Annotated in this window: 12 protein-coding genes and 1 tRNA gene; 4 read left to right on the top strand and 9 right to left on the bottom strand. The window is 62.1% G+C overall.

Annotated elements, in window-relative coordinates; genetic code table 11:
• The first annotated feature begins 32 nt into the window (after window positions 1–32).
• The 3 genes from ACRDT3_RS03155 to ACRDT3_RS03145 all read left to right on the top strand — a co-directional run bounded on the left by ACRDT3_RS03155 (window position 33) and on the right by ACRDT3_RS03145 (window position 1,987).
• Window positions 33–326, top strand: a complete 294-nt coding sequence (locus tag ACRDT3_RS03155; protein WP_431491573.1) for a helix-turn-helix domain-containing protein — start codon at window positions 33–35, stop codon at window positions 324–326.
• A 90-nt stretch (window positions 327–416) separates the two neighbouring features.
• Window positions 417–1,439: an LLM class flavin-dependent oxidoreductase gene (locus tag ACRDT3_RS03150; RefSeq protein WP_431491572.1), complete on the top strand. Its 1,023-nt coding sequence runs from the start codon at window positions 417–419 to the stop codon at window positions 1,437–1,439.
• A 110-nt stretch (window positions 1,440–1,549) separates the two neighbouring features.
• A complete protein-coding gene (locus tag ACRDT3_RS03145) occupies window positions 1,550–1,987 on the top strand; it encodes a 6,7-dimethyl-8-ribityllumazine synthase (protein WP_431491571.1) in 438 nt (145 codons plus the stop codon).
• Window positions 1,988–2,079: 92 nt separating this feature from the next.
• On the opposite strand, the gene ACRDT3_RS03140 is transcribed toward ACRDT3_RS03145, so the two are convergent.
• From ACRDT3_RS03140 to ACRDT3_RS03120, 5 genes are all read right to left on the bottom strand, one after another.
• Window positions 2,080–3,306 carry a glycerate kinase family protein gene (locus ACRDT3_RS03140; RefSeq protein ID WP_431491570.1) on the bottom strand — a complete coding sequence of 409 codons (1,227 nt, stop codon included), beginning with the start codon at window positions 3,304–3,306 and terminating at the stop codon, window positions 2,080–2,082.
• Window positions 3,307–3,364: 58 nt separating this feature from the next.
• Window positions 3,365–4,924, bottom strand: coding sequence for an SLC13 family permease (locus ACRDT3_RS03135; protein WP_431491569.1), 1,560 nt, complete (start codon window positions 4,922–4,924; stop codon window positions 3,365–3,367).
• Entirely contained in the window at window positions 4,921–6,441 is a 1,521-nt protein-coding gene (locus ACRDT3_RS03130; protein WP_431491568.1) for an ATP-binding protein, read from the bottom strand. The genes ACRDT3_RS03135 and ACRDT3_RS03130 overlap by 4 nt, the downstream gene beginning before the upstream one ends.
• Complete coding sequence (locus ACRDT3_RS03125) at window positions 6,434–6,625, bottom strand: hypothetical protein (protein WP_431491567.1); 192 nt, start codon at window positions 6,623–6,625, stop codon at window positions 6,434–6,436. The genes ACRDT3_RS03130 and ACRDT3_RS03125 overlap by 8 nt, the downstream gene beginning before the upstream one ends.
• A gap of 334 nt (window positions 6,626–6,959) precedes the next feature.
• A complete protein-coding gene (locus ACRDT3_RS03120) occupies window positions 6,960–7,769 on the bottom strand; it encodes a DUF4352 domain-containing protein (protein WP_431491566.1) in 810 nt (269 codons plus the stop codon).
• A 336-nt stretch (window positions 7,770–8,105) separates the two neighbouring features.
• Between ACRDT3_RS03120 and ACRDT3_RS03115 the strand changes: the two genes are divergently transcribed.
• Window positions 8,106–8,933, top strand: a complete 828-nt coding sequence (locus tag ACRDT3_RS03115) for a hypothetical protein (protein WP_431491565.1) — start codon at window positions 8,106–8,108, stop codon at window positions 8,931–8,933.
• Between the two features lie 161 nt (window positions 8,934–9,094).
• On the opposite strand, the gene ACRDT3_RS03110 is transcribed toward ACRDT3_RS03115, so the two are convergent.
• The 4 genes from ACRDT3_RS03110 to dusB form a co-directional block, all read right to left on the bottom strand.
• Window positions 9,095–9,167: transfer RNA gene (locus ACRDT3_RS03110), tRNA-Asn, on the bottom strand.
• 53 nt (window positions 9,168–9,220) lie between these two features.
• Entirely contained in the window at window positions 9,221–11,104 is a 1,884-nt protein-coding gene (gene dnaG, locus ACRDT3_RS03105; protein ID WP_431491564.1) for a DNA primase, read from the bottom strand.
• Window positions 11,105–11,113: 9 nt separating this feature from the next.
• Window positions 11,114–12,397: a deoxyguanosinetriphosphate triphosphohydrolase gene (locus tag ACRDT3_RS03100; protein ID WP_431491563.1), complete on the bottom strand. Its 1,284-nt coding sequence runs from the start codon at window positions 12,395–12,397 to the stop codon at window positions 11,114–11,116.
• A 77-nt stretch (window positions 12,398–12,474) separates the two neighbouring features.
• The gene (dusB, locus tag ACRDT3_RS03095; protein ID WP_431491562.1) at window positions 12,475–13,677 is read right to left on the bottom strand and encodes a tRNA dihydrouridine synthase DusB; all 1,203 of its coding nucleotides are present in this window, start codon (window positions 13,675–13,677) and stop codon (window positions 12,475–12,477) included.
• Window positions 13,678–13,703 lie beyond the last annotated feature (26 nt).

Below are 13,703 nucleotides of genomic sequence, written 5' to 3'. Positions count from 1 at the left end.
CGGTCATATAGTACCGGTACTATAATTTTATTATGGTTAGACTTCCGCTCACCGCCCGCGAAATTGAACTGGGCAAGAACCTCGGCGCGCTATTGCGGCGAGCACGCGCAGAGCGGACAATCCTCGAGGTCGCGCTTCAGGCGGGCCTGTCCCCCGAGACCCTGCGGAAAATCGAGACCGGGCGCGTGGCAACGCCGGCATTTCCGACGGTGGCGGCCCTGGCCGCGGTACTCGATCTGTCACTCGATGCCATCTGGTCCGCCCTGAACGATCCCGAAGCCGGGACGCCCAGCGGCATGCCAGCGGGGCAATTCGCCCAGCGCTAGCACCAGGCAACGGGATGCCGCGGCAAGTGCGGAATTCATCGGCAACCGCCTGGCCGGAATAAGCCCCCGGAAATACTTGTTGGCTCAAGCATGAAGAACATCGGATTCCTGTCCTTCGGCCACTGGACCGACCACCCGCAATCGGGCACGCGCAGCGCTTCGGATGCCCTGCTGCAGGCCATCGACCTGGCAGTCGCCGCCGAGGAGCTGGGCGCGGACAGCGCCTATTTCCGCGTGCACCACTTCGCCCAGCAATACGCCTCCCCGTTCCCGCTGCTGGCCGCCATCGGCGCGCGCACCAAGCGCATTGAAATCGGCACCGGCGTGATCGACATGCGCTATGAGAACCCGCTGTACATGGCCGAGGACGCCGGCTCCGCCGACCTGATTTCCAACCGCCGCCTGCAGCTGGGCATCAGCCGCGGCTCGCCCGAGCAGGTCATCGACGGATGGCGGCACTTCGGCTTCGAGCCGCGCGAGGGCGAATCGGATGCCGACATGGGCCGGCGGCATACCGAGCGGCTGCTCGAAGTGCTTTCCGGCGAAGGCTTCGCCGAGCCCAGCCCCAAGCCGATGTTCCCCAATCCCCCGGGGCTGCTGCGCATCGAGCCGCATTCGGACACCCTGCGCGAACGCATCTGGTGGGGTTCCGGGTCCAATGCCACGGCCGTGTGGGCTGCGCAGCTGGGCATGAACCTGCAGAGCTCCACGCTGAAGGACGACGAATCCGGCAAGCCCTTCCACGTCCAGCAGGCCGAGCAGATCGCGCTCTACCGCCAGGCCTGGAAGGACGCAGGCCATGCACGCGAGCCGCGGGTTTCGGTCAGCCGCAGCATCTTCGCGCTGACCGATGAGCGGGACTGGCAGTACTTCGGCCGCGACCGCTACAGCTCGGACCAGATCGGCAACATCGATGCGAAAACCCGTGCGGTCTTCGGCAAGTCCTATGCCGGGGAGCCAGATGAACTGGCCAAGAAGCTGGCCGAAGATGAGGCCATTGCCGCGGCGGATACCTTGCTGCTGACCGTCCCGAATCAGCTCGGCGTGGACTATAACGCGCATGTCATCGATTCGGTGCTCAAGCACGTGGCCCCGCTATTGGGCTGGCGCTGAACCGGCTCAATCGTTACGCGGATTCCTTCCCCATTTATTCCATTGATACCCACGCCACTAGGGTGGATCACAAGACCAAGAAACTTGCACGCAGATTCAGGGAGTAACTCATGAGCAAGCCATTGAACGTCGCCTTCATCAAGGCCAGCTGGCATGCAGATATCGTTGGCCAAGCGCTGACCGGGTTCAAGGCCGAGATGGAAGCTTCCGGACAGGAATACGACATCGATGTCGTCACCGTACCCGGCGCCTATGAAATGCCGCTGCAGGCCCAGCGCCTGGCGAAGACCGGGAAGTACGATGCCGTGGTGGCCGCGGCCCTCGTGGTTGACGGCGGCATCTACCGCCACGACTTCGTTGCCCAGGCCGTGGTGGACGGCTTGATGCGGGTCCAGCTGGATACCGATGTGCCGACCTTCTCGGTCAGCCTGACCCCGCACCACTTCCATTCGAACGATGAGCACCAGGCCTTCTACTTCGAGCATTTCCTGAAGAAGGGCGCCGAGGCGGCCCGCGCAGTGCGGGCCGTGGCAGCTATCGAGCTCTAGCGAATTCGCGAAAAGCAGGCGTGCTGCCTTGAACGCAGTTCCAAAGGCCAAGGCAGCACACCTGCTGCAATTCAGGGCGCAAACGGTGGATCCTACCAGGCCTCGCGCGGGCTGAGCCGGGCCGCCGCCATTGACGCGCCCAGGATGATGGTGCGCATGAAGCGTTCGGCCGCTTCGATCAACAGGCGCTCCCCGTCATCCACCGCTTCTTGCAGGGTCATTGGAATTGGCATGATCGATGCAATGGCGTCAATTCCGATATCGTGCACGTCTCGGCAGCCGCGGCCCAGCGTCCCTGCCAGGGCCACTACCGGCACCCCATGCAGCGAGGCGCGCCGCGCTACTTCCGCAGGCACCTTGCCCTTGGGCGTCTGGAAGTCGATGGCGCCTTCTGCGGTGATGACCAGATCCGCTCCGCGCAGCATCGAGTCCAGATCGATGCCGGCCAAGCCCGAATCCAGGATCGCCTCGAAGCGAGGCAAGAGCACCGCGCCCACCGCGGCCAATCCGGCGCCCAGGCCGCCCGAAGCACCGGTCCCAGGGGCCAAGGCGAAATCTATGGAGCGCGAGGACTCCAGCGCATCGCGGCGCAGGATCGATGCCCAGCGCTCGAAGCCTGCCGACATGGCTTCGACCTGGTCCGCTGTGGCCCCCTTCTGCGGACCGAAAACGCGGGCCACGCCGCGCGGGCCGGTCAGCACATTGTGCGGGTTCAGCGCCATAGTGATCTGGACATTCCCGGCAGCCAAGGCCGGGTGCAGAGCGGACAGATCCAACCGGTCCACCCGTCCGAGGTAGTTGCCGCCGGCCTTGACCTCATGGCCCTTGGCATCGAGGATTCGTGCACCCAGTGCCTGCAATGCGCCCATTCCGCCATCCGAGGTGCCCGAGTCGCCGCAGCCCACCAGGATCTTGGAGGCCCCGGCATCAATGGCGGCCGCGATCAGCTCGCCCACACCGTAGCTGGTGGTGGTTCCCGGGTCCCGCTGGTCGCGGGGAACCAGCCGCAGGCCCGCAGCGGCGGCCATTTCGACAACTGCCGTTCCGGCCGCCTCGCCGCCGAGCATGGCGTAGTGGGACTCGACTTGCTGGCCGACCGGACCGGTGACCGCCATCGGCACCAGATGGCCGCCGGTAGCGCAGGCCAGGGTTTCGGCGGTGCCTTCGCCGCCATCGGCGATTGGCACTGCCTTGACGGTGGCCCCGGGCAATGCCCGGCGGACTCCGGCGCCGATGGCCGCCGCGACTGCCGCCGCGTCGAGGGATTCCTTGAAGCCGGATGGGGCGACCAGGATGCGTTGTGGAAGTGCGTGTGCCATGATTCGTTGTCCTTTTCAGTGAGGATGAATGCGATGAGAGATGAAGCTATGAGGTGATTCAGAGGAACAGCGGCAGTCCCATGGCCGGCCAGATCCAGAAGGCGAAGACCAGGACCAGCAGGACCATGAGCGGCCCGAGCACCGCGCTCAGCCGCAGCAGATCTGCCGGCCTATAGGTTTCGATGCCCTCGATCTCGGAGAACAGGTTCACCGGTTTCGCGCTGCTGGTCAGGGTGTGGCAGAAACCGGCGGCGGCGGTGGACGCCAAGGCAATGGCGACCGCGTTGACCCCGATGCCCGGGGCCAGCGAGACCACCAGCGGAATCAGCACCGCTGAGCGCGCCGAACGGGACTGGATGACCAGGTGCGCCGCGGCAGAGATCACCACCACGAGGACGGTGAAGATCCAGGGCGTGGCAGCTCCGAGCTGCTCTACGGGGCCAAGCACCCTGCGGGCCAGCCATTCGGCGGCCCCGGTTCCGGCGAGCGCGGTACCCAGGGTGAGGGTCGCGGCCATGAAGATGAGCATCGACCACGGCACCGCCTTCAATGCCTTGGCCAGGCCGACCGAGCCATATCCCGGGCTGGCTACCAGCAATGAACCAAGCAGGGCCACGATGGCGGGATGGAGCTGGTGCAGGGGCTCGGTGCACCAGAGCACCACCACAGCCGCAACCAGCAGCGCTGCCCTGGATTGCCCTACCGTGAGCGGGCCCGAGAGCGGCACTGGCGAATACTGCTGCAGCCGATCGATGCCCACGGCCAGCGGCTCTGCGCGGTCCTCCTTGAGGGTGAACATCCACAGCACCAGCTCGGCGCACAGGTGCGAGGAAACGAAAGCCAACGGCAATCCGTATACCAGCCAGCCTGCGAAGGAGAATCCTTCATGGCCCGAGGTGGCGAGGATCTGGCTGGTGATCAGGTGCGCTCCGGCGCCCAGGTAGGATGCCACCGCCGAAAGCAGGATGACCGAGGGAAAGACCAGGGACAGGGCCAGGACGATGCGGCGGCGATCCGCCAGGGCCTTGGCCAGGGCAATGAAGACCGGAATGGCCAGGGCCGCTCGACCGGAAGTGGACGGCACCGCGAATGCGGTAGCGACCAGCACGCCGGTGGTCAGGTGGATCAGCTGCCGCGGAGTATTCGCGCCTGCGGCTATCCATGCCGCGGCACGGGTAGCCAGTCCCGTGGCGGTGATCCCCGCCGCGATCACGAAGGCCGCCAGCAGGAGCCAGATGGTGTCTTCTCCCAGCGAGGAGAACAGTTCGGCTTCGGGCAGCACGCCCATGAGCACCAGCACCACTGCTGCGCCCAAGGCGATAAAGGTATCGCCTATTGGCGTGAAGACCCAGAGCCAGATGGCCAAGGCGAAGACTGCCAGGGTCAAGGCCCCTTGTGCCGGCAAAGCCTGCGCTGTCCCCGCCTCCGGGCCGAAGGCGCCGTAGGCGCACCAGGCAAGAAAGCCCAGCAAGATCAGTGCGGCGATGATTCGCGCTGCGTTCTGCTTGCTCCACCGGCTTCGCGCCGCACCGGCATTGCCCGGTTCCGTGACCTGGTCCATGGACCGCTGGGCGGTGTAGCGGAATCCCGAGCGTGGCGCGGTTGGCTTGATGCTCATGATTCACCGCCCAGGCTGCTGGCCATCGAGTCGGCGAACTCTTCTTCGCAGCGGATGCCTTGGCCGGCATCAGCTTGCGGGAGGGAAAATCCGAAACTGGTCCCGTTGCCGTTTCCGGATTCCACCCAGGCCGTGCCGCCGTGGGCTTGCGCGACCGCTTTCACCACGGCCAGGCCCAAGCCCATGCCGGGTCGCTGCTGGCCGGTTCCCGGTGCGCTGCGGTAGTTTTCCAGCAGGGCACGGGCCTGCTCCGGGTCCAAGGCTGGTCCATCGTTGGCAACCCAGAAGCTGGCCATGCCCTCGGCTGCTGCAGAACCGATCCGGATGCTTTCTCCATCCTCGGTATGCGCGACGGCGTTTTGGATCAGTTGGTGCATGGCCTGGGAAACGCGCAGCGGATCCAGCCAAGCCTGGGCCTTGGCAGACTCGGCTATCCTGAATCGGCGGTCCGGGTAGGCACCCGGGCGGGCGGCCGCCGCGGCAACGTCCGCCGTGACTTCGCCGACGGGCACCATTCGGCGCTGGATGAAGTCCGGGTCGGAGCTTTGCGCCAGCAATTCCAGGTCGGCAAGTGTCTGCCCCATCAGCGAAATATGCGCCTGCGCGGTGCTGATGATTCTGCTGCGTTGCTTCCGGGGCAGGTCTTCCCCGTTGAGCTTCTGCAAAGCGGCCGCCATCTGGCGTTGCGGGCTACCCAGGTGCTCGCGTGCTTCGGCGATGAAGTGGCGTTGGGCCAGATGCGAAGCTTCAACCCGGTCAAGCATCGCATTCAGTGTCCTGGCCAACTGCGCCAGGTCGTCGCGTCCTTCGACCGGGACGCGGGCTGAAAGGTCATTGGCGCTAATCGAAGCGGCGGTTTCGCTCATGGTGCGGATGGGACGCATGATCTGGCCAGCTGCCAACCACGCGATCCCCGCGGTCAAGGCCAGTCCCCCGGCGGCCACGCCAAAGAGCATGGTTGCCTGCCGGTTGGCTTCTTCCTGGGCCCCGCCAATGAAGTGCGCGACGACCAGATGGGCTTGGTGTCCAGCCCCGCTGGCTCCGGAGGCATCCTTGGCCTCGGCTTTGGCCCAGCGAACCGTCCCGTGGTTGCTCTCCAGGATTCCGGAGGTTCTCGCGTCGTCGAGAATACGGCCCAGGAGCACTGGGTCATCAGCCAGCCAGGTCCCGGCCTGGTTGGCCGCAGTGCCTGCCGTGAGCACCCGTCCATTGGCCTGCGCGATGATCGCTTCGCCGGCCATCGGCTGCTGGCGGGCCAGATAGCGTTCCATCAGTTCACCGATTGAGGAAAACGGGCGAGCCGTCTTCGGGTCCAGCCCCTCGGCGGCGAAGGTCCGGAACTCTTCGATTTCCTGTGCGATGCCCACATTGGCAGCCTCGGCTACCTGGCCGGACATGATTGAACGCATCGAAACCGTTACGGCCAACAGAGCCAGTGCAGTAGTCAGCACGATCCAGCCGACAATGCGCAGCCGTGCCGACACCGTGGATCCCTGGTGTTCATGGATGTCAGTCATTGTCGCCTCGCTCCTGAGCCGGCGCTTTTGGCGCAGTTGGCGCGGGGGCCGGCGAGAGCTGGACAATGATTGGCTGCTGATGCGGGATGGGCGGATTGGCCTTGTCGGCAAGTGCCTGGCTGGCGCCGGCCAGTCCCGCTGGCACGGCCAACACCATGAGGATGAGAAGTACGCGACGATTCATGCTTTGAACATTAAAAAACCCTTGTGAGGAGCGCATTAGGTGTTGGTGAGAGGACCATGGCGCGTCCATGAGAAGTAAATGAGAGCGAGCGAATTGCCCCGGGTTCTCGCGTTTTCCCAAGGTCCGGGATCGCGGAGAATTCCATGAAAATTTTCCCGTTCTTCCCGTTTTCGATGTTCTTATTGTTGTCACAATCGCCAGCGGCCCTTCGAACACGCCGAAGGGTTGGAGGGCATCGGCAAAATCCGCGGGCTTCGGGCTCCGGCGCCGTCCAGGCAAAAGAAAAGAGGTTCCGCCACCCTTGATTGGATAGCGGAACCTCTGCGAATGCGAGCTACTTCGTAGCCCAGAGCACCGAGTCGTCAGTGAACGAGAGCGTTTCGCTCATGCGGATTTTCGCATCTGCCACGGCCGCGGCAGGCACGTCGAAGACCACCTGGTAGCTTCCCTTGCCGCCCTTGGCCAAGGTAGGAACGTCCATGCCCGGCTTGGCGGTGATCGCAGTCGCGCTGCTGGTGCTGTAGATGCTCGCATCCGATCCCACCAGTTCTGGATTCAGGTCCAGCCATGCGTCGCCTTCTTCTTCTCCGTTGTAGACAACAGAGAGGTCCACGAGGACATACTGGCCTTCGGCCTCCTGGTTGAATTCATTTGCCTTGGCGATCTGTGCGCCGGCATCCAGGTTCACCGCACTGACGTTGACCGAATACGCGCCAACAGCAGCGGCCTGTCCCAAGGCCAATACCTGTGATTCGTCTTCGGCTTGCTCGATGATCTCAGCCGGTGCTGCCACCTCGCCGTCCGAAGCGTCGGCAATGCCGTTGGCAACCTCGTCGATCGCCTTCACATAGGCTGCCTGGGTGGCAAACACAAGGACGATGGCTACGATGGCAATGATGCTCGATGCGATACCCAGGACCTTGCTGCCACGGCGCTTGGAGGCGGAGATGAGCGAGATGATGCCGAGCACCAAAGCAATGAAACCGAGCACTGCGGCAAAGTTGTTGACGATCGGCACCCAGCACAGGGCCAATGCAACGATGCCCACGACCAGGGCGGCGATGCCCAGGCCCTTGCCAGCTGTGGTCTTTGCATGCGGCGCAGGTGGCACCACGTTCGGGTCGACCGGATTTTGTACAGACATGAAAGCTTCCTTCGAGTGAAGACGGCGCCAAGCTGGCGCCGAGTTGGCTATCAGCCCAAGCGGATGAGGGCTTCGGCTGAAACGGAGCCTTTGTTGACTCTTCAATGATCATGTCAGTGCGTACCGACAATTTAGCCTCCTCGGGTTCGACTCCAGCTGAACTGCCCACGGCAACTGCACTTTCCGGAAGCCAATTGCAGGCGGCTGATGGGCGCCCTGCACCTTTTCCAGCAGGTGCACCTGGTCCAAGGTTGGATCCCTGCGATTCTTCCGGGAATTTTCCTGCGCTTGGCGGGCCGTTCGCAAAACCCGGGCGATTCATTACAGAATGCAGTTATGGCCACTTCCATTGAACGTTCCCCGGGCCGCAGTACATTGCGCTATGTGCGCCTGATGCTGCTCACGGTGCCCTTGCTCCTTGTCGTTGCCATCGTCATCTATGGCATAGCCAACCAGCGCATCGAAGACTCATTGAGCTCCTATTACCTGGGCCCGGCACGAGACTTGTTTGTCGCCATGCTGGTGACCACCGGGGTACTGCTCGTGGTTTATACCGGAGACGAGCTGGAAGACTATGCACTGAATTTGGCCGGCTTCTACGCCATGTTCGTAGCTTTGGTTCCCACCAAGCTGGGAGAAACGCTGGCAGAGCTGCAAATCGGCGAGCAGAAGCGGCTCATCTTCTCCGTGCAGGTATCGGTCATTGCGGTACTCGTCGTTAGCCTGGTTTTCATCTGGTTGGGAATCAGGACTAGCCGCGCTCCGCACCGCGCGCTGTTCCACAGCACCTTGACCAGAATGCTGGGATTGCTCAGCACCCTGCTCCTGATCGCTTTCGTCCTGCTGCTGCTTTGGCGGACCCTGGAAGGCAAGCAGTTCGCCGGCGTGCATGCCAGCGCAGCATTCCTGCTGATTTTTTCCATGGGCATCGCCATTGCCAGCCATCTGGACCATAAGCCGCTGTGCGGGATGGATACCAGCGGAGGCAAGAAGATCCACTATGCAATCGTCTTGGTGCTGATGCTTCTCGGGCTGATTGCCTGGCCGATTTTGCTGGCTGCGGGCGTCGAAGAAGCGCTATTCATTGTCGAATGGTTCGAGATCAGCCTTTTCTCGTATTTCTGGTACCTGGAATCCCGGCGCTTGTGGAACCCGGCTGCCTGAATCCGCTAGGAAAAATACCCGACTCTGGTCCGGCAACTGGCCCCTGCTATCTAACTCGGGTTTTTCCTGGCGAGGCTAGTCAGGGTTAGGTGCCAAAATCGGGTTTCAGGCGAAAATAAAAGGTTCCGACTCGCGAATGCGAGCCGGAACCTTTTTGTAAGCTCCTCCAACTGGACTTGAACCAGTAACCCTTCGATTAACAGTCGAATGCTCTGCCAATTGAGCTATGGAGGATTGCAACGAGATATAACTTTACCCAAGAATCCCGCGAATGCAAAATCGGGTTCCTAGGTTCCGCGCAGGATCCTCCGGCGCATTTCCAGTTCCATCAGTTCCCGGTTGATCTGGGCATATTCTTCCCCCTCGGGTTCCATTTCAGCACGTTGCAACCGGCCAATGAGCTCAGCCTTGCGGTGTGTGATTTGAAGCTCAATCAAGCCGTTGATGATGTCAGCGCAGTAGCGGTTCAGGCTGTGTTCGTCAGATGCTGGAATGCTGGTCACTGCGAGTTCTGAAACGAAGCTGCGCAACTGCTCGGGGACCTCGTCGCGAATGACTTCAACCCAGGAGGTCGCCGACGCGCCTGCACTGGACGCGGCAACGACGCCATCATGGACAGCCGAGTGCGCCGGGGCCAGGAAACGAGCCTCGTAGAACGCCTGCCATTGCTCGTCCTTCAACCGCTGCGGCTGCTGGATCACGACTTCCAGGGCCTGGCGTTCAAGGCGCATCACCGGGTCACGGTGATCCGGGCGTTCAAAGGCCGGCACAGCAGGGATTGCCTGTTCAGCTTCGCCTGGTTGCGGGCGTGGTGCCTGCAGGTCGGCGTTCTTGGGCAACCGGGCGCGTTTGATGGAGGCGCCCACCGAGCGGTTAACGTCCTCATTATTCATTCCCAGCCAACCAGCAAGCTCACGGGCATACGCCGGACGAATAGCAGAGTCGCGGATCTGCGCAACGATCGGAGCGGTCTGGCGCAAGGCCTGGACACGACCCTCAACGGTGTTCAGATTGAATTTCTTCAGTTCTGCACGGATGGCGAATTCAAACAGCGGACGCTTGAGCTCAATGAGCTCGCGTACCGCTTCATCCCCGCGGTGCAAACGCAAGTCGCAAGGGTCAGCACCGGTTGGTTCAACACAAACGTATGTCTGGGCGATAAACCGCTGATCTTCTTCGAAGGCGCGCAATGCGGCCTTCTGGCCTGCGGCGTCACCATCAAAGGTAAAGACAACTTCGCCACCGGTACCGTCATCCTGCAGCAGGCGACGGGCAATCTTGATGTGGTCCGTGCCGAAAGCGGTACCGCAGGTGGCCACCGCGGTAGTGATGCCAGCCAGATGACAGGCCATCACGTCGGTGTAGCCTTCCACCACGACGATTTGCCGGCTCTTGGAAATTTGCTTCTTGGCCAAGTCCAAGCCGTAGAGCACCTGGGACTTCTTATAGAGCTGGGTCTCCGGGGTGTTCAGATACTTTGGGCCCTGGTCATCCTCGTAAAGCTTGCGTGCACCGAAGCCAATGGTGGCACCAGACAGGTCGCGGATCGGCCACATGACGCGTCCACGGAATCGGTCATAGATTCCGCGGTTGCCCTCAGAAAACATGCCGGTCAGCTTCAGCTCATCGTCTACGAAACCCTTCGAGCGCAGGTGCTTGAGCAGGGCATCCCAGCCCTTGGGCGCATAGCCCACCGAGAATTGAGCTGTTACTTCCTCGTCAAAACCGCGACCGGCAAGGAACTCGCGGCCCGCGGCTCCTTCGTCGGTAGCCAGCTGCGCGCGGAAGAATTCCTCGGCTACCTTATGCGCGTCGACCAGGCGCTGGCGCTTGCCGTAGTCTTCGCGGCGCGGTCCTGGTCCCCCGTCTTCATAGCGAAGCTCGTAATTGATCCGGGCAGCCAGAAGTTCCACGGTTTCGGTGAACGAGGAGTGGTCCATTTTCTGTATGAAGGCGATCACGTCGCCGGACTCGCCACAGCCAAAGCAATGGAAGGTTCCTAGCTGCGGGCGAATATGGAAGGACGGACTGCGCTCGTCGTGAAAAGGGCACAGGCCCTTATACGAGCCAATGCCCGCGGATTTGAGCGTGACATAGGATTCGACGACCTCACGGAGGTCGGTGCGGTTACGCACCTCGTCGATATCTTCACGCTTGATCAGCCCTGCCATGATTCCCTTCTAGAACAACTTTGCGTCAGGGGCTTCGCCCTTGACCAGATACGAGTGCCACTCGGTGGCTGAAACGTCAGTGAGCGAGGCGACCTGGTCAATCACCACACGCAGTTGGGCTGCTTCATCAGCGGCGTCTTCCCAGTCAGCTGCGAAGATTGGCTCCAGATTGTCACGGCCCGTTTCAAAGAGCAGGTCAACCAGGTCGGTCAGCAGCGTGCGCTGATCCAGGTAGAGCGGTTGGCGCACTTCCGAAGCCATCACGTAGCTGGCCGCGATGCCCTTCATCACGGCAATCTCGTGTTCGGTTTCCTCGGGCACAATCAGGCTCGCGTTATAGCGGGTGAGCTTGCCTTCCCCGAAGCGGGCCCGGGTGGCATCCATTGCAGCGGCGGCGAAGCGGCCAATGAACTGGCTGGTCATGTCCTTCAGCGCGGCCATGGAACGCCGTGAGCCGTCAAAGTGCGAGACCCACTCATCGCTGATTTCCAGGCGGCGCAACGCTGCATCGATGTCGGCCTCATCGGTGGTCGGCAAGTACCAGTCCTTGGTCACCTGCAACGCACGCTCGCGCTGCAGATCCTGCTTGAGCCAACGCAGCTGCAGCTTGCCGCCAACGATTGCGTCTTCCACGTCATGAACCGAGTAGGAAATGTCATCAGCCAAGTCCATGACCTGGCCTTCCATGCAGACTACTCCCGCGCTGGCCTCTGGAACATTGCGCAGCCACTCGAAAATCGTCGCGTCATCTTCATACACACCGAATTTCCTGGTTTTCTTGCCGTTGACCTCTGGGGCATCGGCTTTCAGCCACGGGTACTTGCAGGCTGCATCCAGCGAGGCCCGCGAAAGATTCAGTCCAGCAGAATGCCCGTTGTGCCGAAAGGTCTTGGTTTCCAAACGGGTCAGCAAGCGCAGCGTCTGCGCATTGCCCTCAAACCCGCCAATGTCCTTGGCGACCTTGTCCAGGGCTTTCTCCCCGTTGTGCCCGAAGGGCGGATGCCCCAGGTCGTGGGCCAAACACGCGGTATCAACGACATCCGGATCACAGCCGAGGGCTGCACCGAGCTCGCGGCCCACTTGGGCCACTTCCAAGGAGTGAGTGAGCCGATTGCGCACGAAGTCATTCTGATTCGGTGCCACGACCTGGGTCTTGGCGCTCAAACGACGCAATGCAGAGGAGTGCAGCACACGGGCGCGGTCTCGCTCGAACGCGGTACGGTAGGACTTCTTTGCTGGTTCAGGCACCCACCGATGCTGGTCGGCTTCGGTATATCCGGGGATCTGAGTCATAGTTCCCAGTCTAGTAACTCTTTGCCTGCATTTCGGAGTTATCCACTAGTGGCGTAGCCGTGGTTAGCCAACGCTGCTTAGCCGCCGGAGATATCCAGTTCGGCGGCCTTGATCATTTCGCGGTGGGCATCGCTCATCACGCGGTTATCCAGCCAGCCGTCAGGCACGTGGGTCTTCTTCGGGTGGCCGGCACGTCCACGGGTGCCTTCCGCGCCTTCACCCGGGTATGGAAGGTCCAGATCCAGCTGGTCCAGCAGTTCGCGCAGGCGAGCCAGGGATGGCACCTGGGCCAACTGCGAGCGGATTTCCCCGCCTACCGGGTAGCCCTTGAAGTACCAGGCAATGTGCTTGCGGATATCGCGCATGCCCTTGCCTTCATCTTCAAAGAATTCGGTGAGCAGTTCACCGTGGCGGTACACGGTGTCAGCGACCTTGCGTACCCCGGGACGGAAACGATCTTCCCGGCCTTCAAAGGCAGCCTGCAGATCGCCGAAGATCCATGGACGGCCCTGGCAGCCACGGCCCACCATGATGCCGGCGGCACCGGTCTGCTCCACCATTTCGATGGCGTCCTCGGCGCTGAAGATATCGCCGTTGCCCAGCACTGGCATGTCGTCCATGGCCTCGCGCAAGGTGGTGATGGCATCCCAGTCGGAGTGGCCTGCATAGTACTGGCCGGCCGTGCGGGCATGCAAGGTGACTGCGGCGGCCCCGTGGTCACGGGCAATCTTGGCAGACTCCAGATAGGTCCGGTGGTCCTTGTCGATGCCGATGCGCATCTTCACGGTCAGTGGGATGTCGCCCTTGGCGGCCTCCGAAGTCGCGGCTTCGATGATGGAGGTGTAGAGGTCCGACTTCCAGGGCAGGGCCGAGCCGCCACCCTTGCGGGTGACCTTTGGGACTGGGCAGCCGAAGTTCAGGTCGACGTGGTCCGCCAGGTTTTCGTCAACCACCATGCGCACCGCAGCACGCACGGTTCCAGGATCTACACCGTAGATCTGGATGGAGCGGATCTCTTCATCGGGATCGTGCGAAATGATGCGCAAGGATTCAGGGTTGCGTTCCACCAACGCGCGGGCGGTAACCATTTCGGTCACGTACAGCCCGCCACCGTATTCACGGCAGAGGCGGCGGAAGGCGCGGTTAGTTACTCCGGCCATCGGAGCAAGAACCACCGGGGTATCAATGGTCAGCTTGCCCAGCTGCAACGGCGGCAGCTTGAGGGTCGGGGTGTTGGTTGGCGCATCAGTCAGGGTCGTCACCCATCTATTATCTCGCATGATCGCAAATCAGTAACTGAGATCTT

It is taken from the genome of Glutamicibacter sp. (genome assembly GCF_050701915.1).
GTDB lineage: Bacteria > Actinomycetota > Actinomycetes > Actinomycetales > Micrococcaceae > Glutamicibacter.
Note: the sequence above shows the minus strand (reverse complement) of the source record. Positions and strands in the feature narration are given on the sequence as shown.